The sequence below is a fragment of the Pseudomonas simiae genome (assembly GCF_000934565.1).
GTDB lineage: Bacteria > Pseudomonadota > Gammaproteobacteria > Pseudomonadales > Pseudomonadaceae > Aquipseudomonas > Aquipseudomonas simiae.
Window position 1 is genome coordinate 1,452,897 of record NZ_CP010896.1, and the last position, 26,502, is coordinate 1,479,398.

At 59.8% G+C, this 26,502-nt stretch carries 22 protein-coding genes; 5 read left to right on the forward strand and 17 right to left on the reverse strand.

The window, feature by feature from the left end; all coding sequences use genetic code 11:
* Window positions 1–34 precede the first annotated feature (34 nt).
* Window positions 35–499, forward strand: coding sequence for an outer membrane lipoprotein (locus PF1751_RS06505; protein WP_003189251.1), 465 nt, complete (start codon window positions 35–37; stop codon window positions 497–499).
* Between the two features lie 725 nt (window positions 500–1,224).
* On the opposite strand, the gene nhaA is transcribed toward PF1751_RS06505, so the two are convergent.
* Window positions 1,225–2,418, reverse strand: a complete 1,194-nt coding sequence (gene nhaA, locus PF1751_RS06510; protein WP_010212376.1) for a Na+/H+ antiporter NhaA — start codon at window positions 2,416–2,418, stop codon at window positions 1,225–1,227.
* 217 nt (window positions 2,419–2,635) lie between these two features.
* On the opposite strand from nhaA, the gene PF1751_RS06515 reads away from it, so the two are divergent.
* On the forward strand, window positions 2,636–3,730 hold the full coding sequence (locus PF1751_RS06515; RefSeq protein ID WP_010212375.1) for a PLP-dependent cysteine synthase family protein: 1,095 nt from the start codon (window positions 2,636–2,638) through the stop codon (window positions 3,728–3,730).
* Window positions 3,731–3,773: 43 nt separating this feature from the next.
* Here PF1751_RS06515 and PF1751_RS06520 read toward each other — a convergent pair whose 3' ends face one another.
* From PF1751_RS06520 to PF1751_RS06530, 3 genes are all read right to left on the reverse strand, one after another.
* Entirely contained in the window at window positions 3,774–5,387 is a 1,614-nt protein-coding gene (locus tag PF1751_RS06520) for an NAD(P)/FAD-dependent oxidoreductase (protein ID WP_010212374.1), read from the reverse strand.
* Between the two features lie 106 nt (window positions 5,388–5,493).
* Window positions 5,494–6,165 carry a COG3650 family protein gene (locus tag PF1751_RS06525; protein WP_021492391.1) on the reverse strand — a complete coding sequence of 224 codons (672 nt, stop codon included), beginning with the start codon at window positions 6,163–6,165 and terminating at the stop codon, window positions 5,494–5,496.
* Window positions 6,166–6,261: 96 nt separating this feature from the next.
* Window positions 6,262–6,861, reverse strand: coding sequence for a short chain dehydrogenase (locus tag PF1751_RS06530; protein WP_010212372.1), 600 nt, complete (start codon window positions 6,859–6,861; stop codon window positions 6,262–6,264).
* Window positions 6,862–6,966: 105 nt separating this feature from the next.
* Between PF1751_RS06530 and PF1751_RS06535 the strand changes: the two genes are divergently transcribed.
* Window positions 6,967–7,875, forward strand: coding sequence for a LysR family transcriptional regulator (locus PF1751_RS06535; RefSeq protein ID WP_021492390.1), 909 nt, complete (start codon window positions 6,967–6,969; stop codon window positions 7,873–7,875).
* Here PF1751_RS06535 and PF1751_RS06540 read toward each other — a convergent pair.
* From PF1751_RS06540 to PF1751_RS06580, 9 genes are all read right to left on the reverse strand, one after another.
* Window positions 7,872–8,357, reverse strand: coding sequence for a DoxX family protein (locus PF1751_RS06540; RefSeq protein ID WP_010212370.1), 486 nt, complete (start codon window positions 8,355–8,357; stop codon window positions 7,872–7,874). The genes PF1751_RS06535 and PF1751_RS06540 overlap by 4 nt on opposite strands.
* Entirely contained in the window at window positions 8,354–9,130 is a 777-nt protein-coding gene (locus tag PF1751_RS06545) for an HvfC/BufC N-terminal domain-containing protein (protein ID WP_042570683.1), read from the reverse strand. Before PF1751_RS06545 ends, PF1751_RS06540 begins: the two co-directional genes overlap by 4 nt.
* On the reverse strand, window positions 9,127–10,005 hold the full coding sequence (gene bufB / locus PF1751_RS06550) for an MNIO family bufferin maturase (protein WP_021492388.1): 879 nt from the start codon (window positions 10,003–10,005) through the stop codon (window positions 9,127–9,129). The genes PF1751_RS06545 and bufB overlap by 4 nt, the downstream gene beginning before the upstream one ends.
* 23 nt (window positions 10,006–10,028) lie before the next feature.
* On the reverse strand, window positions 10,029–10,325 hold the full coding sequence (locus tag PF1751_RS06555) for a BufA1 family periplasmic bufferin-type metallophore (protein ID WP_010212367.1): 297 nt from the start codon (window positions 10,323–10,325) through the stop codon (window positions 10,029–10,031).
* Between the two features lie 260 nt (window positions 10,326–10,585).
* A complete protein-coding gene (locus PF1751_RS06560; RefSeq protein ID WP_010212366.1) occupies window positions 10,586–11,287 on the reverse strand; it encodes an ABC transporter ATP-binding protein in 702 nt (233 codons plus the stop codon).
* 1 nt (window position 11,288) lies between these two features.
* Window positions 11,289–12,056 carry a high-affinity branched-chain amino acid ABC transporter ATP-binding protein LivG gene (gene livG, locus PF1751_RS06565; RefSeq protein WP_044286740.1) on the reverse strand — a complete coding sequence of 256 codons (768 nt, stop codon included), beginning with the start codon at window positions 12,054–12,056 and terminating at the stop codon, window positions 11,289–11,291.
* On the reverse strand, window positions 12,053–13,306 hold the full coding sequence (locus PF1751_RS06570) for a high-affinity branched-chain amino acid ABC transporter permease LivM (protein WP_010212364.1): 1,254 nt from the start codon (window positions 13,304–13,306) through the stop codon (window positions 12,053–12,055). The genes livG and PF1751_RS06570 overlap by 4 nt, the downstream gene beginning before the upstream one ends.
* Complete coding sequence (gene livH, locus PF1751_RS06575; protein WP_003172375.1) at window positions 13,303–14,226, reverse strand: high-affinity branched-chain amino acid ABC transporter permease LivH; 924 nt, start codon at window positions 14,224–14,226, stop codon at window positions 13,303–13,305. The genes PF1751_RS06570 and livH overlap by 4 nt, the downstream gene beginning before the upstream one ends.
* A 229-nt stretch (window positions 14,227–14,455) precedes the next feature.
* Window positions 14,456–15,583, reverse strand: a complete 1,128-nt coding sequence (locus tag PF1751_RS06580) for a branched-chain amino acid ABC transporter substrate-binding protein (protein WP_010212361.1) — start codon at window positions 15,581–15,583, stop codon at window positions 14,456–14,458.
* Between the two features lie 341 nt (window positions 15,584–15,924).
* Between PF1751_RS06580 and PF1751_RS06585 the strand changes: the two genes are divergently transcribed.
* Entirely contained in the window at window positions 15,925–16,227 is a 303-nt protein-coding gene (locus PF1751_RS06585; protein ID WP_010212359.1) for a DUF2288 domain-containing protein, read from the forward strand.
* A 309-nt stretch (window positions 16,228–16,536) separates the two neighbouring features.
* On the opposite strand, the gene PF1751_RS06590 is transcribed toward PF1751_RS06585, so the two are convergent.
* The 3 genes from PF1751_RS06590 to PF1751_RS06600 all read right to left on the reverse strand — a co-directional run bounded on the left by PF1751_RS06590 (window position 16,537) and on the right by PF1751_RS06600 (window position 21,688).
* Window positions 16,537–18,714, reverse strand: coding sequence for a hypothetical protein (locus PF1751_RS06590; RefSeq protein WP_044286741.1), 2,178 nt, complete (start codon window positions 18,712–18,714; stop codon window positions 16,537–16,539).
* Window positions 18,715–18,917: 203 nt separating this feature from the next.
* The gene (locus PF1751_RS06595; RefSeq protein WP_010212354.1) at window positions 18,918–21,182 is read right to left on the reverse strand and encodes a putative bifunctional diguanylate cyclase/phosphodiesterase; all 2,265 of its coding nucleotides are present in this window, start codon (window positions 21,180–21,182) and stop codon (window positions 18,918–18,920) included.
* Window positions 21,183–21,322: 140 nt separating this feature from the next.
* Window positions 21,323–21,688 (reverse strand): YkgJ family cysteine cluster protein, encoded by a 366-nt coding sequence (locus tag PF1751_RS06600; protein ID WP_021492384.1) that lies wholly within the window; start codon window positions 21,686–21,688, stop codon window positions 21,323–21,325.
* A 251-nt stretch (window positions 21,689–21,939) separates the two neighbouring features.
* Here PF1751_RS06600 and PF1751_RS06605 point away from each other — a divergent pair, with 251 nt between their 5' ends.
* Complete coding sequence (locus PF1751_RS06605; protein WP_010212352.1) at window positions 21,940–23,286, forward strand: spinster family MFS transporter; 1,347 nt, start codon at window positions 21,940–21,942, stop codon at window positions 23,284–23,286.
* A 180-nt stretch (window positions 23,287–23,466) separates the two neighbouring features.
* Here PF1751_RS06605 and rapA read toward each other — a convergent pair whose 3' ends face one another.
* Window positions 23,467–26,313, reverse strand: a complete 2,847-nt coding sequence (gene rapA / locus PF1751_RS06610; protein WP_010212351.1) for an RNA polymerase-associated protein RapA — start codon at window positions 26,311–26,313, stop codon at window positions 23,467–23,469.
* Window positions 26,314–26,502: the final 189 nt, after the last annotated feature.

The following is a 26,502-nucleotide window of genomic DNA, read 5'->3' on the forward strand; positions in this document are numbered from 1 at the left end:
GTTTAATGACCACCTGTCCTTTGGAGTTGATGCTATGCGTAAGTCAGTTTTACTGGTTGCCTGCTTTACCACCCTGTCGTTGCTGCTGGGTGGCTGCGCCTCGAGTCTGACCGGCGACTCGTATTCCCGTGACGAAGCGCGTCGTGTACAGACCGTGCGCATGGGGACCATCGAATCCCTGCGTCCGGTAAAAATCGAAGGTACCAAGACCCCAATCGGCGGTGCAGCCGGCGCAGTCATCGGCGGCGTTGGCGGCAGCGCCATCGGCGGCGGCCGTGGCAGCATCGTGACCGCAGTGATCGGCGCCGTCGCTGGCGGCCTGCTGGGTTCGGCCACCGAAGAAGGCCTGACTCGCACTCAAGGTGTAGAAATCACCGTTCGCGAAGACGACGGCAGCATGCGTGCCTACGTGCAGGCTGTGCAGGAGAATGAAATCTTCCGCATTGGTGACCGTGTGCGCATCATGACTGTTGATGGTACTAGCCGCGTTACGCGTTAAGCGCTGGTTGTAGAACTACAAAACCCCAGCCGGGTGACCGGTTGGGGTTTTTGGTTTTATGGGGTGTGGCCGGGTTGAACTGCAAAAAATGCAGGCATTAAAAAACCGCCTTAGTAGGGCGGTTTTTTATTGCGAACCCCATTATTGACGGGGCTGCGACTTCAAAGATGCATTGACCTGCGGCCGGGATAGTACCTCCGGTCACACCGTCATGCAAGGTTGAGAGAAGTCGACGAAGGCCATTCTTGACGCTTTTCTGTTTTCAATTTTTACTGCAAAAAATTGCAATAGATCTCATAAGCAGTACTGGATATTTAACCACTTTTCGTCACACCTTCATTCGGGAGATTCGTTAGGCTCCCCCTTGTTCTACGTTTTTCGCTAATAGGCGAGCCGGGTACGCGCGCGAATTTTTGGACTGATCGCCACGGGCTAGTAAGCCGTGCCGGATTCATGCGGGAAGCCCATCAACCCGGCCGCCTCAAAGATGCATTGACCTGCATCCAAAGGCTCACGTGTTCCGGTAAGTGCGCTGGAGGTAAGGCCTAACGTTAGGAGGGCCGAGTATGTCGAAGTTTGCACGACGTACGTGGAACCTCGTAGTGAATAGCCTGCGTGTCTACCACGTGTGGGTATTTCTGCGGGACAGCTTCGATGACCGGTAAGGTCTGAAAAGTGGAGCCGCCTCGGTTTAAGCCGAGGCGGCTTTTTGGTTTTCGGCGCTGTCAGTTCAAACCTGAAGTTTCGGCCTTCTTGCGACTCGCCATCGCCGTCACCGCATAACCAATACACGCGGCCAATATCGACCCCGTCAGAATCCCCATCCGGTCCTCCCCAGCAAACTCACTGGCACCCGGCACAAACGCCAGCGAACCGACAAACAGGCTCATGGTAAAGCCGATGCCGCAGAGGATCGCCACACCAAACACCTGGCCCCAGTTGGCGCCGTTGGGCAAGGCAGCGAGGCCGGTCTTGATGGCCAGCCAGGTGAGGCCAAACACACCCACGGTCTTGCCGATCAACAAACCGGCGGCAATGCCCATCGGCACATGGTGAGTGAAGCTTTCCAGGCTGACGCCGGTCAGGGATACGCCGGCGTTGGCGAAGGCAAACAGCGGCAAAATACCGTAGGCCACCCACGGGTGAAGCGCGTGTTCCAGCGTGAGCAGCGGTGAGGGCTCGGCGTTCTTGGTGCGCATCGGGATGCAGAATGCCAATGTCACACCCGCAAGCGTCGCGTGAACACCGCTCTTGAGTACGCACACCCACAGGATCAGCCCAATGATCAGGTATGGTCCGAGCTTGATGACGCCCAGGCGGTTCATCGCAATCAAGGCAACCAGACAGGCAGCTGCGCCCGCCAGGGCGGCGCCGGACAGGTCGGCGGAATAGAACACGGCAATCACGATGATCGCGCCAAGGTCGTCAATGATCGCCAAGGTCATCAGGAACAGCTTCAGCGACACCGGCACGCGCTTGCCCAGCAAGGCCAGCACGCCGAGGGCGAAGGCGATGTCGGTCGCCATGGGAATCGCCCAGCCGGAGAGTGCGGCGGGGTAATCCTTGTTGATCGCCCAGTAGATCAACGCCGGCACGACCATGCCGCCGATAGCCGCTGCGCCGGGCAGTACCACTTGCGAGGGCTTTGACAGGTGGCCGTCGAGCAACTCACGTTTGACCTCCAGACCGATCAACAGGAAGAACAGGGCCATCAGGCCATCGTTGATCCACAGCAAGGCCGGTTTGGCGATTTTCAACGCACCGATCTGCGCCACCACCGGTACATCAAGAAACGCAGCGTACAGGTGCGACAAAGGGGAGTTGTTGATGATCAACGCCAGTGCCGCAGCCGCGATCAATAACAGACCGCTGGCGGCTTCCAGCTGGAAGAAACGGGTAAAAGTGCTACGCAGAGGCAAGGGATGCTCTCCAATCCAGATTCAATAGGTGGGTACCCTAACCCGTACCGTTAGTTGTTAAAACAAAAGTTATATTCTTATTTGTTATAAGCGACGGTTTGGAATGACGTTGCGATTGAACCTAGCAATTGTGCGCCCGATTGAATCGGTACTGTATCTGTGTGACACGTAGGAAACCCCCTAAAATCAGGGCTTACACCCTTTAGAGAAACTCTCCATGAGTGACCATCGTCCCTGGGCTCGCGAAGCCATTCGCATCATTGAAGCTGACTTCCAGCGCAGCGCGGACACGCACTTGATCCCTTTGCCGCTGCCGGGGTTGCCGGGCATCGAGCTTTACTTCAAGGACGAGTCCAGCCACCCCACCGGTAGCCTGAAGCATCGGCTGGCGCGTTCGCTGTTTCTCTACGCGCTGTGCAATGGCTGGCTCAAGCCGGGCGCGCCGGTGATCGAAGCATCCAGCGGTTCGACGGCGATTTCTGAAGCCTACTTCGCGCGCCTGCTCGGTCTGCCGTTTATTGCGGTGATGCCGGCCACCACGTCCCAGGAGAAAATCGCGCAGATTGCCTTCTACGGCGGCAAGAGCCACCTGGTACAGGATCCCACGCAGATCTATGCCGAATCCGAACGTCTGGCGCGGGAAAGTGGCGGTCACTTCATGGACCAGTTCACCTACGCTGAGCGCGCCACCGACTGGCGGGCAAACAACAACATCGCTGAGTCGATCTTCCAGCAGATGCGTTTCGAGCAACATCCAGAACCGAGCTGGTTGATCTCCAGCCCCGGTACGGGCGGCACCACCGCGACCCTCGGTCGTTATGTACGTTATCGCCAGCATTGCACCCGCGTGTTGTGTGCCGATGCCGAACGCTCGGTGTTCTTTGATTTCTACCAGAGTGGTGATGCCAGTTTGCGCCTGGACTGCGGTTCGCGGATTGAGGGCATTGGTCGGCCACGGGTCGAGGCATCGTTTTTGCCCAAGGTGATCGATGCGATGGTCAAGGTGCCGGATGCACTGTCGCTGGCGGCCATGCACTACCTGGCCGAGCGGTTGGGGCGGCGGGTCGGCGGTTCGAGCGGGACTAACCTGGTTGGCGCTTTGGTGGCGGCGCAGCAGATGAGAGCGGCGGGAGAGTCGGGCTCGATTGTGGCGATCTTGTGTGATGGCGGTGAGCGCTACGCCACAACTTACTACGATCAGGCCTGGCTGGCGGGGCAGGGGTATGCGCTGGACGGGTTAATTGCAGCGGTTGCGGCCAGTGTCGAGCGCGGCGAGCCGTTGCCGGACAGTATTCTGCGCGCCAACATTTAACGTTGTAGAAGCCCGGCGAGCCGGGCTTCTACAAGGGAATGTGTCAGGCTTGCAGGCCCAACATGTCCCGCGCCAACGCCTCGGCAATGCGAATCCCATCCACACCTGCCGACAGAATCCCTCCGGCATAACCGGCGCCTTCCCCCGCCGGGAACAGACCTTTCACGTTCAAGCTCTGCATCGATTCGTTACGGGTAATCCGCAGCGGCGACGAAGTGCGCGTTTCAATGCCGGTCAACACGGCATCGTGCAGCGAGTAGCCTTTGATCTGCTTCTCGAACGCCGGCAGGGCTTCGCGGATCGCTTCGATGGCGAAGTCCGGCAAGGCCAGCGCCAAGTCGCCCAGGGAAACGCCTGGTTTGTAGGACGGTTCCACGCTGCCGATCGCTGTGGACGGCTTGCCGGCGATGAAGTCACCCACCAACTGCGCCGGCGCCTCGTAGTTGCTGCCACCGAGGACATAAGCGTGGGACTCCAGGCGCTCCTGCAGCTCGATACCTGCCAGCGGACCGCCCGGGTAATCCACCTCCGGAGTGATGCCGACCACGATGCCGGAGTTGGCATTGCGCTCGTTGCGCGAATATTGGCTCATGCCGTTGGTGACCACGCGGTTCGGCTCGGAAGTCGCCGCGACCACGGTGCCGCCTGGGCACATGCAAAAGCTGTAGACCGAGCGGCCGTTCTTGGCGTGGTGCACCAGCTTGTAGTCGGCGGCGCCAAGTTTCGGATGCCCGGCGTATTTGCCCAGGCGCGCGGCGTCGATCAGTGATTGCGGGTGCTCGATGCGGAAACCCACCGAAAACGGCTTGGCTTCCATGTACACACCACGGCCGTGGAGCATGCGGAAGGTGTCGCGGGCGCTGTGACCCAGGGCCAGGATCACGTGCTTGGACAGGATTTGCTCGCCACCATCGACGACCACGCCGTTCAACTGGCCGTCCTCGATCAGCACGTCGGTAACCCGCTGCTCGAAACGCACTTCACCGCCGAGGGCGATGATCTGCTCGCGCATGTTCTCTACCACACCGGTCAGGCGGAACGTACCGATATGCGGCTTGCTGACGTAGAGGATTTCTTCCGGTGCACCGGCCTTGACGAACTCGTGCAGGACTTTGCGGCCGTGGAATTTCGGGTCTTTGATCTGGCTGTACAGCTTGCCGTCGGAAAAGGTCCCGGCGCCACCTTCCCCGAACTGCACGTTGGACTCTGGGTTGAGCACGCTTTTGCGCCACAGGCCCCAAGTGTCCTTGGTGCGCTGGCGTACTTCCTTGCCGCGCTCAAGGATGATCGGCTTGAAGCCCATTTGTGCCAACAACAGCCCGGCAAAGATCCCGCATGGGCCGAAACCCACTACGATCGGCCGTTCAACCAGGCCTTCCGGCGCCTGGCCCACGACTTTGTAGCTGACATCTGGCGCGGGGTTGACGTTGCGATCATCGGCGAACTTGAGCAGCAGGGCGGCTTCGCCCTTAACATTCAAGTCGACGGTGTAGATGAAGCACAGCTCCGACGATTTCTTGCGGGCGTCGTAGCTACGCTTGAACAGGGTGAAATCGAGCAGGTCATCACTGGCGATGCCCAGGCGCTGCACGATGGCGGGCCGCAGGTCTTCTTCGGGATGGTCGATGGGCAGCTTGAGTTCGGTGATTCGTAACATGACAGGATCCGGTAGGCGGCGGGCTCGGAGGCCGGCTGTTTTGCAAACCGGCGATTATAAGCCTCAATGGCGGTTTCCCGTCATGTTAAAACAGCGTGGGGTCGCGTCAGTCGTCGCGCGAGCCGCCGAACGACGCGCAACCGCGCTGCACCTGGCCGTTGACGCGCAACTCGGCGGTCATGTGTTGCAGGCTGCCGCTGACCGGGTCGACGCAACGCTGCGGGGCTACCCACAATTCCACGTGCTGGTTGTTGGCTTCGGTCATCAGGTTGAAGCGGCCGTCACCGATTTGTTCTTCCACATAGGGCACCGCCAGTGGCGGCTGGCCTTCGCGCTCCAGCACCAGGCCCTTGGCGGTGACGTTCATCACCCAGGTCGGTTTGTGGCCGTTGGCGCGCAGGATCATGCGTTTGAAGTCCGGGTCGTCGCAGGCCGACGTCGAGCGCTCGACGCGGTAGAGTTGTTGCAGGTCGACGCTGCCCTGGGTGCCGCTGGCGACCCCGGAGAACTTGCCACGCAGGTCGGCAAACAACGCGCCTTGCTCGCCGGCGAGGGAGGCCGCTTCCTGCAGGATGCTGGTGCCGCCGGTGTCGTTGACCACGTAGTTGCGTTTGTCATTGCACGGCTGGAACAGCAGTTTGCCGCCGACTGCGGTGAGTTCGCCCTGCATTCGGGTCAGCCCGGCCGTAGAAGGCTTGGCCGGATCGTTATCGAACATCTGGCAGGCGCCAAACAGGGGAAACAAGGCAAGTAGGGCAAGGGTATGGGCGGCACGCATTATCGGGTCTCCAGACAAGTGCCGCCACGTTACGCAGGCCTGCGCTGCATCACAACCCCGCCCGTTAGCTTCAGGTAATTCTGACAGGCAGCCTGATCACCCCACGATAAACGTCTGGCCGGTCTGCAAGCCTTCCACACTTTTTGCGTAGGCCAATGCCACGTCGGCGCCCGGCGCCGGTTTGTAGCCACGGAAGTACGGTGCGTAGCTGTCCATGGCTTCCAGTAACACCGTCGGGCTCACCGAGTTGACACGCAGGCCACGTGGCAGCTCGATTGCCGCTGCTTTGACGAAAGCATCCAGCGCACCATTGACCAGCGCAGCTGAAGCCCCGGTGCGAATCGGGTCGCGGTTCAGAATGCCACTGGTGAAGGTGAATGAGGCGCCATCGTTGGCGTATTCGCGGCCGATCAGCAGCAGGTTGACCTGGCCCATCAGTTTGTCACGCAGGCCCAGTTCGAAATCGCCTTCGCTCATCTCGCCTAGCGCCACGAACTTCACGCTGCCTGCCGCACAGACCAGGGCATCGAACTTGCCGGTCTGTTCGAACAGTTTGCGGATCGACGCGCTGTCGCTGATATCCACCTGGAAGTCACCGCTGTTGCGGCCGATGCTGATCACGTCGTGACGCTGGGCCAGTTCCGCCTTGATCGCTGAACCGACAGTGCCGCTGGCGCCAATCAATAGGATTTTCATGGTGCTGTTCCTCCAGGGAGTTAAGTGAGGGTTCAGTCTAGAGTGGCTTTTTTGGCGAATAAACGTGCTAATAGGCAACCTTTGGTTTTCAAATGGAAACAATCCGTGAGTGACATGGATGACCTGGCCGCGTTTGCGGTGCTGATCGAAGCCGGTAGTTTTACCGTGGCCGCCGAGCAATTGGGCTGCAGCAAAGGGCAGTTGTCCAAGCGGATCAGCCAGTTGGAAGCGCGGTTTTCCGTGGTATTGCTGCACCGCACCACCCGCAAGCTTAGCCTGACCGCGGCCGGCGCAGCGTTGCTGCCCCAGGCCCAGGCATTGGTGGTGCAGGTGGATCGTGCCCGACAGGCGTTGGCCCGGCTCAAGGATGATCTGGCTGGGCCGGTACGCATGACGGTGCCGGTGTCGCTGGGCGAGACCTTCTTCGACGGATTGTTGCTGGAGTTTTCCAAGCAGTACCCGCAGGTACAGATCGAGCTGGAGCTCAACAACAGCTACCGCGACCTGGCGCGGGATGGCTTTGACCTGGGGGTACGCTTAGGCGCGATCGAGAATGAGCGCCTGGTGGCCAAGCCGTTGTTGGCCTGGCATGAGATGACCTGCGCCAGCCCAGCCTACCTTGAGGAGCATGGCGAGCCGCAGACCCCGTCCGACCTGGCCGCGCACACCTGCCTGCTCAACAGCCATTACAGCGGGCGTGAAGAGTGGCTGTATCACCAGCAGCACGAATTGCTGCGGGTGCGGGTCAGCGGCACATTCGCCTCCAACCACTACAACCTGTTGAAAAAGGCCGCATTGGTGGGCGCCGGTATTGCGCGGCTGCCGTCCTATGTTCTCCCCGCGGAATTAGCGGACGGCCGTTTGCGCTGGCTCCTGCGCGATTATCAGACGCGGAGCATGCCGATGTACCTGGTGCATCCCTATCAGGGCGGTTTGCCGCGCCGCACCCAGGTGTTAGCCGATTATCTGGTGGGTTGGTTCAAGCGCAGCGGCGAGGCCCTGGATCGGCTTTAAGCATAGCGACGGGCGATCAGGTGATCGATGGACAGGCGTCCCGGCCCTTTGGCCACCAGCAACAATAGCAGCGCGATCCAGGTCCCGTGGGTCGGGTAGGCGTCCGGGTAGACGAACAGCTGAATCACCAGGGTCATGCCGATCAGGGCCAAGGCCGAGAAGCGTGTGGCAAAGCCCACCAGGATCAATACCGGGAAAAAGTGCTCGGCAAATGCGGCCATTGGCGCTGCGACTTCGGGCGATAACAGGGGCACGTGGTATTCGCTGCGAAACAACGGCAACGTTGAGGCTGCCAGTTTGGGTTCACCCAGTTGGAAGGTGCCGCTGATCAAATCAATCGCGAAGCCTTCGACTTTGGTTTGCCCGGATTTCCAGAACACCGCGGCAATGGAAAAACGTGCGAGAAAGGCGATCAGGCTGTAGGGGATCTGCTCGAAAAGCGCGATGACCCGATTGATCAGGTACGACGGACGAGTATTCATGGCGATACCTTTTGTTCTGGATACAAATGAGTGATGGCGTTGTGGCTGATCAGCAGCGTCAGGCATTGGTGCAGGTCGAACTCGACTGACACTTCAAGCGCCTGCTCCACGGCTATTTCCAAGGGCGTGCCATGGGCCAGGCTGTCGATAAACGTGGCTGAACCGTGGTCGATAGCAAAGACCTGGACCTTCAGGCCCTGACGCATGACCAGCGCACCCTGGGCGTGCCAGGGATTCAGGGTGGCCAGGCCACCTTCGAGCTGGTGTGCGGCCCAGATGGCTACCACCGCATAAGTTGAATTCAATGTGGCAAGGGAGGGGTGCAGTTGCAGGCGCAATTTCCCCAGGGCTGACTGGCCTTGCAGTGCTTGGAGAACCGCCTGCTGTTCCAGCGGCTGGGTATCTGCTGCGTGGTAGGCACGCACGCGCAAGCGTTCCAGGCGTGCGACATCGGCCAGGTAGGGCACGCTGGCGGCAGGCTCGAAGTCCTGGATAAACGCCGCGAACGCACTGCCGTACTCGCTGATCAACGGGCTGGTGGGTGGGCAAGCCTGCACAAACAGGCCGGCCATTGCGCGGAAAAATTCCTCGCCCACCAGTTGTAATGTCACCGGGTAAGCCGTTGCCAGTGCGTTGATCAACGCGCTGTGCACGTTGTTGCGATACACCACAAAGCGGCTGGCAGGGTCGGCGCCATTGCTGCTGAACAGGCCATCGGGGCAGGCCAGATCCGGCGCCAACAAGGCCTCGGCGAACTCGTCATGCAGGCTCATGGGGTCACCTGCGACAGATGCCATTCGGCCTGTTGAGCCTCGGCCAGCAGTGCGCCGAATGCTGGCACCTGGTTATCCCGCTCGATCAGGGTCGCAACCGAGCCAACGTGTGCCAGTACTTTTTCGTACAGCTGCCACACGGCGTTATCGATTGGCGCGCCGTGATCATCGATCAGCAAGCGATCACCGAGGCTGTCAGTGTCTTCGGCAAAACCGGCCAGATGAATTTCGCCGACGGCCTGCAGCGGCAGGGCATCGATGTAGGCGAGTGGATCGCGCTGATGGTTGATGCACGACACATAGACGTTGTTGACGTCCAGCAGCAAACCACAGCCGGTGCGGCGGATGATTTCGCTGATGAAGTCGGTCTCGTCCAGGGTCGAGCGCTGGAATTGCAGATAAGTCGACGGGTTTTCCAGCAGCATTGGGCGCTTCAAGGTGCTCTGTACCTGGTCAATGTGTTCGCACACCCGTTGCAGGGTCGCGCTGTCGTAGGCCAGGGGCAGCAGGTCATTGAGGAACACCGGGCCATGGCTCGACCAGGCCAGGTGTTCGGAAAAAGACTGGGGTTGATAGCGATCGATCAGCGTGGCCAACCGTGCCAGGTGCTCACGGTCCAGCGGGTGTTCGCCGCCAATGGACAGGCCCACACCGTGCAAGGACAACGGGTACTGTTCGCGGATCAACCCCAGGTAATGATGAAACGGGCCGCCGGCCACCATGTAGTTTTCGGCGTGCACTTCAAAAAAACCGATGTCGGGTGAGGTCTCCAGCACTTCAAGGAAATGCTCATGCTTGAGCCCCAGCCCGGCCCGGCGGGGGAGGCCGGGCGCCTGAGCCTGGGAGATGGCGTGCAGGGATGAAAGAGTCATCATCAGTACTCAGGTTTTGCGAGGGATCAGGACTTGGCAGTGAAGGCCGCTTCCTGGCCGAATCCGGTCGGCGAGGTGGAGCTTGGGGTCTTGAGGCAGGTGCCGGCCGGGACCAGTTTCCAGGCGTTGGCCTGGTCTTTGGTTTTCGAGGTGCCGGCGCAGGAAGTGCCGGCACCCGCGGCGCAATCGTTCTTGCCAGCTTCGGCGACGCCAAAGCATTTCTGCATGTCGTCGGCAGCGTGGGCGGTGGTGGCCAGGGTGGACAGGCTCAGGGCGGAACCGAGGGCCAGGACGAGGGTGGCGGCGGACAGTTTGGTAGTCATGTTGAATCTCCAGCAGTGGGTTGAATTGGCGGGCTTGAGTGCCTGCTTGCACCACTAGAGGCGGGAAGGTGAGATTCGTTACACATCGCTTGAAAATAATTTCAAACAATGAAAGTTTCAGGGATCACACAAAGCAAAATGTGGGAGCGGGCTTGCTCGCGAATGCGGTGTTTCAGTCACTGAATGTGCTGACTGATCCACTTTATTCGCGAGCAAGCCCGCTCCCACATTTTTGATCGGGTTCCTACAGCAACCGTCTCTTAACCGCCCAGGTACGCCTCGCGCACCTTGGGATCGGTCAGCAACTGCTCGCCAGTCCCTTGCATCACCACCCGGCCGTTTTCCAGCACATAGGCGCGGTCAGCGATCTTCAAGGCCTGGTTGGCATTCTGTTCCACCAGGAACACCGTCACACCGTCCTTGCGCAGTTGTTCGATGATGTCGAAGATCTGCTGGATGATGATCGGCGCCAGGCCCAGTGAAGGTTCGTCCAGCAGCAACAGCTTGGGCTTGCTCATCAGCGCACGGCCGATGGCGAGCATTTGCTGCTCACCGCCGGACATGGTGCCGCCGCGTTGACTGAAGCGTTCCTTGAGCCTCGGGAACAGGTGCAACACCTTGTCCATCTGCTCCTGGTAGTCGCCCTTGTCGGTGAAGAACCCGCCCATGGCCAGGTTCTCTTCCACGGTCAGGCGCGAGAACACGCGACGGCCTTCCGGCACCACCGCAATGCTCTTGCGCATGATCTGCGACGACTGCTGGCCCACCAGTTCTTCGCCCATGTAGCGGATGCTGCCGCTGTGGGCTTGCGGCGAACCGCACAGGGTCATCAGCAAGGTCGATTTGCCGGCACCGTTGGCGCCGATCAGCGTGACGATCTCGCCTTGGCGCACTTCCACGTTGACGCTGTGCAGGGCCTGGATCTTGCCGTAGAAAGTGGAAACGTTTTCGAATTGCAGCATTTTACGCTTCCCCCAAATAGGCTTTGATCACTTCAGGATTGTCGCGGATCTGCTCCGGCGTGCCGTTGGCCAAAGGTGTGCCCTGGTTGATCACCACGATGTGGTCGGAAATGCTCATGACCAGTTTCATGTCGTGTTCGATCAACAGCACGGTGGCGTTGTTTTCCTCACGCAATACGCCGATCAGGGCCTTGAGGTCTTCGGTTTCCTTGGGGTTCAGGCCGGCCGCGGGTTCGTCGAGCATGAGGATCCGCGGACGGGTCATCATGCAACGGGCGATTTCCAGGCGACGTTGCTGCCCATAGGCCAGGGTGCCGGCGGGGCGGTTGGCGAACTCGGTGAGGTTGACCTTGTCCAGCCAGTACTCCGCATATTCCATGGCCTCGCGCTCGCTCTTGCGGAACGCCGGGGTCTTGAACAAGCCTGCGAAGAAATTGGTGTTCAGGTGACGGTGCTGGGCGATCAGCAGGTTCTCGACCGCCGTCATGTCCTTGAACAACCGCACGTTCTGGAAGGTCCGCACCACGCCTTTGCGGGCGATCTCGTGACCGGCCAGGCCCTGGATCGGTTGGCCGTCCAGCAGGATGCTGCCACCGCTCGGCTTGTAGAAACCGGTGAGGCAGTTGAACACCGTGGTCTTGCCGGCGCCGTTGGGGCCGATCAGCGCGACGACTTGTTTTTCTTTGACGGTCAGGGCTACGCCGTTGACCGCTAGCAAACCGCCGAAGCGCATGCTCAGATTTTCGACTTTCAGGATCTCGCGGCTCATTTGCGCAGCTCCATGTGTGGACGTTGCATGGGCAGCAGGCCTTGAGGACGCCAGATCATCATCAGCACCATCATGGCGCCGAACATCAACATGCGGTATTCGCTGAACTCACGCATCATTTCCGGCAGCAGGATCATCACGATCGCCGCCAGGATCACGCCCAGTTGCGAGCCCATGCCACCCAATACCACGATGGCGAGGATGATCGCCGACTCGATGAAGGTGAACGACTCCGGGGTCACCAGGCCTTGGCGAGCGGCGAAGAAGCTGCCGGCGAAACCGGCGAACGCAGCCCCCAGGGTGAACGCGGAGAGTTTGATGATGGTCGGGTTCAGGCCCAGTGCGCGGCAGGCGATCTCATCTTCGCGCAACGCTTCCCACGCGCGGCCGATCGGCATGCGCAGCAGGCGGTTGATCACGAACAAGGCGGCCAATGCCAGTAACAGCGCCACCAGGTACAGGAACACCACTTTGCTCACGGGGTTGTAGTCGATCCCGAAGTATTCGTGGAAGGTCTGCATGCCTTCAGCGGCGGTACGGTCGAACGACAGCCCGAAGAACGTCGGCTTGGGGATGCTGCTGATACCGTTGGGGCCGCCGGTGATGTCGGTGAGGTTACGCAGGAACAGACGGATGATTTCACCGAAGCCCAGGGTCACGATCGCCAGGTAGTCACCGCGCAGGCGCAGTACCGGGAAGCCCAGCAGGAAGCCGAACGTGGCCGCCGCCATGCCCGCCAATGGCAGGCAGATCCAGAAACTCCAGCCCAGGTAATGCGAGAGCAGTGCGTAGGTGTAGGCACCCACGGCATAGAAGCCCACGTAACCCAGATCGAGCAGGCCGGCCAGGCCGACCACGATGTTCAGGCCAAGGCCCAGCAACACGTAGATCAGGATCAGGGTGGCGATATCGACCGCGCCGCGCGAGCCGAAGAACGGCCAAATGAGTGCGGCGATGATCAGGGCAATGATGATGTAGCGCTGCGTGCGTGGCAGGGTCAGGAATTGGCTGACCTTGGGCGACACCAACGGACCACGGTTGCTCTTGAACAGGGCACCGACCTGCTGGGTGAACAGCACGCGCAGGAACATCAGCACCGAGCAGAGGGCAATGATGGTCAGGGTCACGGGACCGGTGCCATGCACTTCCAGATTGATGCCGACAATGCTCAGCTTGAGACCGAGTACCGGAAAGGCCACGGCCCATACCAGCAAGGCGCTGAAGAACGCCGATTTAAGATATCTGCTCATACTTTCTCAACCTCCGGACGGCCCAGGATGCCGGTCGGACGGAACAACAGCACCAGAACCAACAGGCCGAACGCCACGACGTCCTTGTACTGGTCGCCGAAGATATCGGCGCCAAAGGCTTCGGCCACACCCAGCACCAGGCCACCGAGCATCGCGCCCGGAATACTGCCGATGCCGCCCAATACCGCCGCGGTAAAGGCCTTGAGGCCTACCAGGAAACCGGCATTAGGGTTGATCACGCCGTACTGCATGCTCAGCAGCACCGCTGCAACGGCGGCCAGCGCGGCGCCGATCACGAAGGTCAGGGCGATGATGTTGTTGGTGTTGATGCCCAGCAGGTTGGCCATCTTGATGTCTTCGGCGCAGGCCCGACAGGCGCGCCCCAGACGGGAGCGGGAGATGAACAGGGTCAGGCCCAGCATCGCCACCAGAGTGACGACGAAAACCAGGATCTGCATGTAGGAAATCAGGACTTCTTCCGCACCACCCGGACCGAAGGAGAAGCTCCCCGGGATCAGGTTGGGAATGGACTTGTCCTTGGAATCCTGGGACAGCAATACGGTGTTCTGTAGGAAAATCGACATGCCAATGGCGGAAATCAGCGGGATCAAACGGTTGCTGCCACGCAAGGGGCGATAGGCAACGCGCTCGATACTGTAGCCATAGGCACTGGTTACGACGATCGACGCAAGGAACGCAGCGGTCATCAACAGCGGCAGGGAGTGGATACCCATCATGGCCAACCCGGCAAGGGCGATAAAGGCCACGTAGGAACCAATCATGTAGACCTCGCCATGGGCGAAGTTAATCATTCCAATGATGCCGTAAACCATTGTGTAGCCAATGGCTATCAAGGCATAGGTGCTGCCAATGGTCAGGCCATTAACCAGCTGTTGGAAAAAATGATAGATCTCAGGCATTACAGCGCTCCTAAAAACCCGATACGCATTTCACTGGTGGAGTCATGTTCCGGCCCCGTGCTGTGTTCTGTGAGCACATTTGCACAAAGCGTTTGCCAGCGAACCGCTGGTGACGGTTTTAAGATTTTCAGGTGAGCCAGCGCCCGGATCGCGGGTGTCAGGCCCATAAACCTCGTAAAACAAAGCCCACTGCTCTCACAGTGGGCTTGTTGGACCAGTAATGCCTGGCTTACTGAGGGGAAACTTCGGTTTTTGGTTTACCGAAGTGCCATTCGTACACCACGAACTTGAAGTCCTTCAGGTCGCCCTTGGCGTCGAAGCTCAGGTCGCCGGTAGGGGTCTTGAAGGTGCCCGCGTGGATGGCTTCGGCCACCTTGGCGGTGTCTTCGCTCTTCGCAGCCTTGATACCGCCGGCGATCACTTCAATGGCCGAGTAGGCTGGGAACACAAATGGACCGGTTGGGTCCTGCTTGTTCTTCGCGAACTCTTCAACGATGGCTTTGTTGGCCGGGTCGGTGTCGAAGGATTTAGGCAGGGTCACCAGCAGGCCTTCGGAAGCGCCCTGGGCGATTTGCGAGATGGAGTCGTTGCCGACGCCTTCTGGCCCCATGAACTTGGCGTTCAGGCCTTTTTCCTTGGCTTGGCGCAGGATCAGGCCCAGCTCAGGGTGGTAGCCGCCGTAGTAGACGAAGTCGACGTTGGCTTGCTTGAGTTTCTGGATGATCGAGGAGAAGTCTTTGTCGCCGGCGTTCAGGCCTTCGAAGACGGCAACCTTGGTGCCTTTCTTCTCGAGGGTCTGTTTGACGGCGGTGGCGATGCCTTCACCGTATTGCTGCTTGTCGTGCAGTACGGCCACGATCTTCGGCTTCACGTGGTCGGCGATGTAGTTGCCGGCGGCTGGGCCTTGAGCGCTGTCCAGGCCGATGGTGCGGAAGATCAGCTTGTAGCCACGCGCGGTGATTTCCGGGCTGGTGGCAGCCGGGGTAATCATGATCACGCCTTCATCTTCATAGATGTCGGAGGCAGGTTGAGTGGAGCTGGAGCAGAGGTGACCGACCACGAACTTGACGCCGTCGTTGACCACTTTGTTGGCGACGGCAACGGCTTGTTTAGGATCGCAAGCGTCGTCGTATTCCTTGGCTTCAAGCATTTTTCCGTCGACGCCGCCTTTGGCGTTGATGTCGGCGATGGCTTGCTTGGCACCCATGAATTGCATGTCGCCGTATTGCGTCACTGGACCGGTCTTAGGACCTGCGATACCGATCTTGATGGTGTCGGCTGCGAACGAATGGCCGGCAACCCCAGCCAGGACCATAGCGGCAAACAGTTTGGAAATCTGCTTAGTAGCCTTATTCATAGTGCTCCACTCTTACTGTTGTATTTTTTATAGTTCTAGCGGCCTTGTGAGCTGCAGAACCGGATCAGATATCTCGGATATCCCCCCGGCAGTGCCCTGGCAACTGTACCGGTACAGTGTAGAGCGCCGGTTGATCGCTTGAAAAGCTGGCTGCTGGGGGCAAAACCCGGGTATGTCGCTTAAATGAAAGAAAAAGACAGAATTGCGGCGGGGTTATGCCGGAGTTTCAGGCAATCCTTGGCTTTCCTGACACTTTCTATCGGTGACTCATTTGCAACTGGGTTTTTCTGCTTGAGGTGTGACGCTATGATTGCGCCGATTTTTTCCCAAGGTGAACTCCCATGACGCAAGAACCTAGCACCCTCTATGCCAAGCTGCTCGGTGAAACCGCCGAAATATCCTGGAAGGAGCTTGAGCCGTTCTTTGCCAAGGGTGCCCTATTGTGGGTCGACGCCGGCCTGGATTTGATCGAGGCCGCCGAAGGCATGGCCGAAGATAATCGCGACAAAGTCGCTGCCTGGCTGGCCGCCGGGAGCCTTGGCGAAGTGTCTGCGACGCGGGCATTGGACCTGGTTGAGCGTGATCCGAGCCTGTGGGCGGTGGTGGTATCGCCGTGGATTCTGATCCAGGAAAGGGCAGTGTAAGAAAAGATTGCCCGAAAAAGGTGCGTGGTTTTTGCTGTCTTAAGTGTGTAGCGGAGTAACTGCTGACGCCGTGATGGCACGTTGCCGTAGAGAAAGGTCACAGGTGAGGGTGACGTGCACGTCATGGGAACAGTTAGGGCGCTGGCCGAATCGCTGCGCAATTGTTTCCAGGTGTGCCAGGACTGAAGGTATCTGTTGTCTGGACTGCCGCATTCGCGAGCAAGCCCGCTCCCACATGCGACCGCATTTGTGCAGGATGCACACGGTCAACTGTGGGAGCGGGCTTGCTCGCGAAGAGGGCAACGCGGCCTAGGCGGTTTTCCCGGTATGGTTATTCAACGAAATAACCTTGGTCTTCCCAATCCGGTGACGGTAAATCTCGCGCAGGTACTTGATCGCCTTCTTCACGCAATCCCGTGACAGGCGGATGTCATTGATCGACACAAACTTCTCTTTGTCGTTGATCAACTCGCGGTACTTCTTCTCATACATCGGTTTGATCGCGTACCAGTTGGTATCGAGGATCTTCGCCGGGTTTTCGAACTCGTTGAGCAGCTCGTCGATACGGTCTTCGTCGAAGTCCTCGTGGATGATGAAGTCCAGGATCGAATTGTCCAGCGTGTCATCGAAGCGGTACGGGTTGCGCGCAAAGCAACGTTTGATGAATGCCACGATCAGCGTAAGAAAGTCGTCCGACAGGCACGGGCTCTTGGCGATCAGGGTGGTCAGCGACAAGTTGGCCGAAGCGCCGATCACCAGGGCATAGCGCTTGAGGGTGGTATTGGGGAACAGGCTGTTGAGGTGGGTCTTGAGCCGGTTCAGGTCCATGTAGGACAGCTTGTAGTCCTTGGGCAATGAAACGATCGACACCACCGACGAACAGTTTTTGAAGAAGTGCAGGTCGTGCAACGCGGCCGCGTCGTAGCCCGAATTCTTGTACTGCTCCAGCGACGCCTTGTAGCGCTTGGACTCGATCGGCAGCAGGCTGATGCCTTCGATGGCTTGGGTGACCTTGTTGAAGTGCGGCAGGTCGATGGAGCGGAAGAACAGGTCGTCGATGTTCAGGCGCTGCGGCTCTTTGTCGAATACCTTGAACTTGTCGCTCGACGGCGCCGGGGTTTCCGGGACGACGGATTCGGCATAGGCAATCGCCACCGGGCCGGCCAGGCTCATGAACAGGTCGTTGGCATCCAGGCGAATGGTTTCGCCGATGTCGATACCGGCACGACGGAAGTAGTTCTGGTCGTAGTCGGTGGTCACGGCCTGGGCCGTGAGGATGTTGAAGATCTGCTGGGAAATGTACTGGTTGGCGTGTTTTTCCATCGCATTGACGTCAATGTTCTGGATATTGCCGTCATCGCTTTCTTCGGCATAACGCATGATGTCGTTGGAGATCAGCATCATCGCGTTCCACGGCCGGATACGCCCCTTCACGCTGGCTTCGCTGCTGTCTTCGTTGGCAAAGTTGTACGAGAAATCCCATTCTTCCGACAGGTATTTGCACAGCAGTCGCCCGGCGTTGATGTGCAGCGCCTCGGACATTTCACTGCGGTGGTCGGAAATATTCGGCAGCACGCAGATGCCGCTGGTGAAGATCGGCTCGAACACAAAGGCATGGCCGCTTTTGCTGTCGTGCTCGTCGGCGGGCTTGGTGTCGAACGTTTTGTTCATGTACGAGTGCTGCTGGGCCAGGCCGAATTCGGAGGCCATGCCCGAACCGGTGCCGCCGCCGGCGCTGAAGATCGAGAAGTACAGGCGCGACTGGTTGGCTTTGATACCGCAAGAGTCGATCAGGTACGAGTGGATCATCTTCCAATCGGGGCTGGAAAAGCGCTGGGTGTCTTTGTTGAGGATGATCTTGGCCAGGTACTGGCCGAGGATCGGCGCGTTACCGGCACCACCGGCATGGACCTCCGACAAGTCCATGATCTTCATTTTGCTGTAGTCGCGCAGGAAGCCGCTTTTTTCGCCCTTGCGCGAGAAACGGATGCGCCCGGCGATGTCCTTGTCCAGGTCGCCGAGCATGACCAGCGGCTCCACCAGGAACACGGGTTTGCTGGCCTTGCCGCCGCCCAGGCGCAGATTGTTGCGGATCCACTGGGCCGGGCTGTAGCCCTTGTCCTGCGATTTGTCTTCGTTACTGAATTCGTTCAGGTAGAACTTGCGCGCGTTGTACACCAACTCCGCCACGTCCAGTGCGATGTTCGAACCGCAGCGGCCCAGGCCGATCAGGCATACCGAGGGAAATTCCTGCTCGTTGCGCGGGTCGGTGTCGCCTTCCAAGTGGGGCGGGCGCGGGAACACCATGTCGCGCAGGCCGTCGAGGTTGTCGAGGATACGGTCGGTATTGGTTTCGGTGAAGTACAGGTATTGCTGGGTGGCCGACGGGCGGGTGGTGCTCAATGACGTTGAACCTGAGGGTTTGTCCGCAGGCGCTGGGGGCAACACGTCGGATATCAGGGTGGCAGAGTTATTTTTAGAGGTCATTTGCGCCATGTGCCTGGGCGGACGGCTAAAGAGTATCAAGTAGCCATCACGGAGTGGGAGTTCGCGACTTTACTGCGCGTCCTTGTCCTGGGCGAGTGGGCTAAACCCGAGTGTTTTCAGGGAAAACCTGGCCGGACTCTGATGAATCGGCCGTTTGTCGGGGTTCTTTAGGCAAATGATGGCTAAATGCCAAGGATTCGACGTCAACGAATTGGCCTGACGATCGACGTGGAGCTGCCACGGTTTGGGGAGGGGTCTTTCGTCGAACTGCTGTCCTTGCTGCCCACCCCTCTGTGCGCAGGGAGAGGGTTGCGCTGGTTGATGCCCTGCATCACGCCGATGATCTCACTGGCCGGCACCGCCGGACTTAGCAGGTAACCCTGCACGAAATCGCAGCCATGCTTGAGTAGCACCTCGAATTGGGCCTGGGTTTCCACGCCTTCGGTCACCACCTGCAAGTGCAGGGTGTGAGCCATGCCGATCACCGCCTGGACGATCTCGATATCGGCGGTGGACTTGGGAATGTCCTGGATAAACGAGCGGTCTATCTTCAGGGTGTTGAGTGGCAAGCGTTTGAGATAAGCGAGGGACGAGTAGCCCGTGCCGAAGTCGTCGATGGCCAGCGACACGCCCAGCGCGCGGATCTGCCGCAGCAACGCCAAGGTGCTGCTGATGTTGCCCATCAGTGCGTTTTCGGTGACTTCCAGCTCCAGGCGGTTGGCGCCGATCCCGCTGAAGCGCAACGCGTCTTCGATTTCATCCGCCAGCTCATCGCGCGCCAGGTTAAGGGCCGAGCAGTTCACTGACATGGTCAAGTCGGTGTAGCCGCGGTCAGCCAGCAGGCTCAGGTCATGACAGGCTTGGCGCAACACCCAGTGGTCCAGTTCGGCAATCAGACCGTTGCTTTCGGCGATGCCGATAAAGCGGTCCGGGGCCAGCAAGCCGTGCTGTGGATGTTGCCAGCGCACTAGGGCTTCGAGCCGCGTGACCTTGCCCAATTTCATGTCGAAGATCGGTTGATAGAACAACACCAGTTGGTTATGGGTGCGCAGCGCTCCGCGTAATTCCTCTTCCAGTTGCAGTTCGAGGAAGGCGCGAGTTTTCAGGTTGGAACTGAAAAAGTTGAGATTGTTGCGCCCGGCATCCTTGGACTGGTACAGCGCCAGATCGGCGGTTTTCAGCAGTTCTTCGCAAGTCAGGCCGTCGTCGGGGAACAGGCTGATACCAATGCTAGTGGTCATCACCATGCGTCGGCCGGCCAATTCGATGGGCTCTTTCATCTGTTGCATGATGCGCTGGGCCAGGTGCCGGGCTTCGTCGCGGTGGTGAATGCTGATCAGGATGCAAAACTCATCGCCGCCAAACCGTGCGACCACATCCGCGTGGCTGCGCACCGAGCCCTTGATATGCCCGGCCAGCACGCTGAGTAACTGGTCGCCGGCGTCATGCCCGAGGCTGTCATTGATGCGCTTGAAGTGATCAATATCGAGGAATATCACGGCCATCATGCCGTTGGAGGCGGTTTTTTCGGCGAGCTTCTCCGCAAAAATCTGGTTGAACCCTCGGCGATTGAGCAGGCTGGTCAGGGCGTCGTAATGGGCTACTTGTTGCAGCGAGGCGCGAGCCTGGTCCAGTTCGCTGAGCAGTGCATTGACCCGGCGCAGGTCACGTTCCTTGTGCTGCAGTTTCTTGTCGGCCAGAGCGGCGCTGATGCTGCTGCCGATCACCAGCAGGGTGATGACGGCCACCGACAGGCCCAGTTGAATGGGGTTGTTATCCACTGCCAGTGAGAGGTCAGCGCCGGTGGGGACGATTAATTGCAGAGCGGCCATGCCCGTAAAATGCATGCTCAGGATCCCCGCGCCCAAGACCAGGCTGGCGGCGTATTTGAGCAGTTGATGGAACACGCCCGTGCCCGTGCGCAGGTAACTCGACAGCAACAACGCCGCGAGGCTGGCACCCATGGCAATGCCAACCGAGGCCAGGAACAGTCCCGAATCGAAATACATCTGGGCCTGGGAGCGCATGGCCGACATGCCAACGTAATGCATCAAGGCGATGCCGATGCCCATCCAGATGGACGCCAGCAAATACTGGTGAAAGCGCAGGTTGGAGTGACTGAGGGTTTGCATGGCGATCAACGACGCGATCAGCGCGATCAGCAAGGATGCGAACGTCATGAACAGTTCGTAATGGATCACAATCGGGGCCTGGAAGGCCAGCATGCTGATGAAATGGGTGGACCAGATCCCGCCTGCCAGGCAACCGGCACCGAGCCAGCGCCAATGGCGCCGCGCGGTAGGGTCTTCGACATGGCCGACGCGTTCGGCCATGTCCAGTGTGCCAAAGCCCGCCGCACACGCAACCAGGTAGGCGAGCAACACCAGGAAGGGGTTATGACTGCAATTGAGTAATAAGTGCCCGCTCGCTGGAAGTTCGGTAAAAAAATGCAGACCCAGCCATTCCATAGCATGTCCCGTCATAGCGTCACGTCACTGCCTACGGCGATGACCAATGAGAACGAGTGTAGACGGCTAGGAGAATTCGCCAAGGAGTAATGGCACTTTGATTCTCTACGATTTTGGCATGCCACCCATAGCGTTTGATGCTAAGCGCTGATGGGCAGGTCCAGTTCGAACGGTGCTTCCAGAGGCGCCAGGCCAAACGCGGCGCGGGCTGCATCGCAATCGGCGTTGTGTTCGCCCCCATACCAGGAGGCCTCGAATTCGCGGCACACACTGGAGCGTTGTTCGTAAATCGTGCAGCGGGTGCCTTGGCCCACTTCTCCTTCAAGGCTGCAACAGCGCGCCGGCTTCTGGTCGGTGCCGATCATCGCCACGCGGGTGGGGTTGATCTGCACCACCAGGTCATCGGGCACCGTGCCCCCCGACGAGGCGCACTCTCCCCAAAAGAAAGACACACGAAAGTGTGAACAGCAGGCACCGCAATTCAGACACGGACTGGCTTCGGACATGGGCGTCATCGATAAGAAAAGTAGGGTTGGGGTGTTACGGAAGGCTCGCCATTCTATCCGGGCCATGGCCGTTGGGAAGGGGGGCAGGCACTTATATTTTTGTGGGCGAAGTCCCGTGCTGCCGGGCGAAATCATGCCCTATCAGCTTTACGAATCATTACAGACAACCGGGTGCTGTCTGACTATGTTGCAGGTACCGGGCAGGATGCATCGGGCATCGCAGCTCTCATAACAATAAAAGAGACGGACCCATGCAGAACTCGACCCAAGCGGCGAATGCCTGGCGCATTCTGCTCCTGCTGTTCCTCGCCAACCTGTTCAATTTCTTCGATCGCACGATTCCGGCGATCATCATCGAGCCAATCCGCATGGAATGGCACCTGAGCGACTTCCAGCTCGGCATCATCGGCACCGCCTTCACCATCGTCTACGCCATTGCCGGCTTGCCCCTCGGGCGCCTGGCCGATACCGGCTCGCGCAGCAAACTGATGGGCTGGGGCTTGTTCGCCTGGAGCGGGCTGACGGCGGTCAATGGCATGGTCGGCAGTTTCTGGACGTTTCTGTTGGTGCGCATGGGCATCGGCATTGGCGAAGCCAGCTATGCACCGGCGGCCAACTCGCTGATTGGCGACCTGTTTCCGGCGCACCGTCGCGCGCGGGCCATGGGCATTTTCATGCTGGGCCTGCCGTTGGGGCTGTTGCTGGCATTCTTTACCATCGGCTGGATGGTCAAGGCGTTCGACAGCTGGCGCGCACCGTTCTTTATTGCGGCGGTACCGGGCATGATCCTGGCGGTGTTCATGTTCTATATCAAGGAGCCCAAGCGCGGCGCCGCCGAAACCGTGCAGGTGTCCCAAGAACGCGTCGACCGCCCGATCCGCCGTGTGTTGGCGGTGCCGACCTTTCTGTGGCTGGTGCTGGCCGGGTTGTGCTTCAACTTTGCGACCTATGCCTGCAACTCGTTCCTGGTGCCGATGCTGCAGCGTTATTTCCTGATGCCGTTGCAGGAAGCCGCCGTCGCCACTGGCGTGATCGTCGGTTTGACCGGCCTGGTGGGCCTGACGTTGGGGGGCTGGGTCGCCGACAAGATCCATCAGCGGGTTGCCAATGGTCGGCTGTTGTTCGCCGCGTTCAGCCTGATTATCTCCACCGTGACCACCGCCTGGGCGTTGCACGCCGGGCGCATTGAGATTGGTGTGTTCGTGGCGCTGTTCAGCGTGGGCTGGTTGTTTGCCTATAACTTCTACACCTGCGTGTACACGGCGATTCAGGACGTGGTCGAACCGCGCCTGCGCGCCACGGCGATGGCGCTGTTTTTTGCCGGGTTGTACTTGTTGGGGGGGGGCATGGGGCCGATCGTGGTGGGCGGGCTCTCCGATCATTTTGCCCATTCGGCGATGTACGCAGCGGGGGCGGAGCAGATGACCGAAGCATATAAAGCGGTGGGGTTGCATGACGCCATGTACCTGATCCCGGTGGCGCTGTTCTTGACCATGCTGTTTCTGTTCCAGGCGTCGCGCAGCTTTGTGCGCGATGCCAAGAAGATGAAGGAAGGATTGGGGGACGTGCAGGTGCCGGCTGCCGGGGTTCCCGCCTGAGATCGGGTTGACCCCTTCGCAGGCGAGCCAGCTCCCACATTGAACGGTTATCGACATGACAACTCGGTCAACTGTGGGAGCTGGCTTGCCTGCGAAGAGGCCGGCACCCACCACACCGGGGCCGCGACAAGCGAAAAAAGGCCCGCATTGCGCGGGCCTTTTTTGTGCTTCAAACCACGATTAACCTGCTACCAGAACCCGAATCGCTTCCAGTCGCAGCGCCGCCTTATCCAGCATGGCCAGGCCTTGCTCGCGTTGGGTGCGCAGGGCCACCAGCTCGCTGTCGCGCACAGTCGGGTTGACCGCTTGCAAGGCGGTCAGGCGTGCCAGTTCTTCGTCGGTGTCCGCCGCCAGGCGACGCTTGGCCTCGGCCACGCGCTCGGCATGTTGCGGGGTGATCTTCTCTTCGCCCGCGTTGATCCGTGGCGTCAGCTGGTCGCGCTGGGCCTGGATGAACTTGTTGGCGCTGGCCCGTGGCACGCTTTCCAATTGGTCGTTGAGGGTCACGAAAGACACACGGCTCGACAGGTCGTTGCCATTGGCATCCAGCAGGCAGCGCAGGGCTGCCGGCGGCAGGTAACGGCCCAGTTGCAGCGAGCGCGGGGCAACCACTTCGCTGACGTAGAGCAGTTCCAGCAACACGGTGCCTGGCTTCAGCGCCTTGTTCTTGATCAGCGCCACGGCGGTGTTGCCCATGGAACCGGACAACACCAGGTCCATGCCGCCCTGCACCATCGGGTGTTCCCAGGTGATGAACTGCATGTCTTCGCGGGACAGCGCCTGGTTACGGTCGTAGGTAATGGTCACACCTTCGTCGTCACCCAGGGGGAAACTGGCGTCGAGCATCTTTTCGCTGGGCTTGAGGATCAGCGCGTTTTCCGAATGGTCTTCGCTGTCGATGCCGAAGGCGTCGAACAGGGTTTCCATGTAGATCGGCAGGGCGAACTGGTCGTCTTGCTCAAGGATGTCTTCCACCAGTGCATCGCCTTCACCCGCGCCGCCGGAGTTGAGTTCCAGCAGGCGGTCGCGACCGGTGTGCAGTTCTTCTTCCAGGCGCTCACGCTCGGCGCGGGCCTCGTCGATCAAGGCTTGCCACTCGCCGTCATCGGCGTTTTCCAGCAGCGGCAGCAGGCGTGGGCCGAACTGATGCTGCAAGGCGTTGCCGGTCGGGCAGGTGTTGAGGAAGGCGTTGAGCGCTTCGTGGTACCACTGGAACAGGCGCTCTTGCGGGCTGGTTTCCAGGTACGGCACGTGCAGTTCGATCACGTGTTTCTGGCCGATCCGGTCCAGTCGGCCGATGCGCTGTTCCAGCAAATCGGGGTGGGACGGCAGGTCGAACAGCACCAGGTGGTGGGAGAACTGGAAGTTACGGCCTTCACTGCCGATTTCCGAACAGATCAGCACTTGGGCGCCAAACTCTTCATCGGCGAAGTAAGCGGCGGCGCGGTCACGCTCGAGGATGTTCATGCCCTCGTGGAACACCGTGGCCGGAATGCCGGAGCGCACGCGCAGGGCGTCTTCCAGGTCCATGGCGGTTTCGGCGTGGGCGCAGATCACCAGGACCTTGGTGCGCTTGAGCATTTTTAGCTGGTCGATCAGCCATTCGACGCGCGGGTCGAAGCGCCACCAGCGGTTTTCTTCTTCGATGTCCGGCTGCGACTGGAAGCTGACTTCCGGGTACAGTTCGGCGTGTTCGCCCAGCGGCAACTCGAGGTATTCGTCCGGGTTCGGCAGCGGGTAGGCGTGCAGTTTGCGCTCTGGGAAACCTTGCACAGCGGCACGGGTGTTGCGAAACAGCACGCGGCCCGTGCCGTGGCGGTCGAGCAGCTCGCGTACCAGGCGTGCGCTGGCTTCGGTGTCGCCATCGTTGACGGCGGTCAGCAGCGCTTCACCTTCGTTGCCGAGGAAACCCTGGATGGTCTTGTGCGCGGCAGGGGAGAGACGACCTTTGTCCAGCAGCTCCTGCACGGCTTCGGCGACCGGGCGATAGTTCTCGCTCTCGGCGCGGAAGGCTTGCAGGTCGTGGAAGCGATTCGGGTCGAGCAGGCGCAGACGCGCGAAGTGGCTGTCCTGGCCCAATTGCTCCGGGGTGGCGGTGAGCAGCAATACGCCAGGGATCACTTCGGCCAGTTGCTCGACCAGCGCGTATTCCGGGCTGACCTTGTCTTCATGCCATACCAGGTGGTGAGCTTCATCGACCACCAACAGGTCCCAACCGGCGGCGAACAGCGCGTCCTGGGCCTTTTCGTCGTCCACCAGCCATTCCAGCGCAACCAGAGCCAGTTGGGTGTCTTCGAACGGGTTGGTGGCATCGCTTTCGATAAAGCGTTCTTCGTCGAACAGCGCAACCTGCAGGTTGAAGCGGCGGCGCATTTCCACCAGCCATTGGTGCTGCAGGTTTTCCGGGACCAGGATCAGCACGCGGTTGGCGCGGCCCGACAGCAGTTGGCGATGGATTACCAGGCCGGCTTCGATGGTCTTGCCCAAGCCCACTTCGTCAGCCAGCAATACCCGTGGCGCGATACGGTCAGCGACCTCACGGGCGATGTGCAACTGGTGCGCGATCGGTTGTGCACGCACGCCACCCAAGCCCCACAACGAGGACTGCAATTGGCGGCTGGTGTGTTCCAGGGTGTGGTAGCGCAGCGAGAACCAGGCCAGCGGGTCGATCTGCCCGGCGAACAGGCGGTCGCTGGCCAGGCGGAACTGGATGAAGTTCGAGAGTTGGGTTTCCGGCAGGGTGACCTGCTCGTTCTGCCCATTGAGGCCGTGGTACACCAGCAAGCCGTCGACATCGTCGACTTCCTGAACGGTCATTTTCCAGCCTTCGAAGTGGGTGATGCTGTCACCCGGCGAAAACCTCACGCGAGTGAGGGGCGCATTCCGTAGCGCATACTGGCGAGTGTCGCCAGTGGCCGGATAGAGCACGGTCAATAAGCGGCCGTCCTGTGCCAGAACGGTGCCTAACCCCAGCTCTGCTTCGCTGTCACTAATCCAGCGTTGCCCCGGTTGATACTGCTGCGCCATGCTGCCTGACTCCCGCCGTGAAAAAGCCGACTATCTTAACGGAACAAGCCCCCACGCCCAAGGACTCTGAGAAAAACTACTCCGTTGGCGCGGCGTATCGGAAGTTGAATCGACGGGTGGCGGGCACTTGACAGTGTCGACTGGGTCACAGGTTGGCGAGCCTGCGCTCAAGTCGCCCGGCAACCCGCC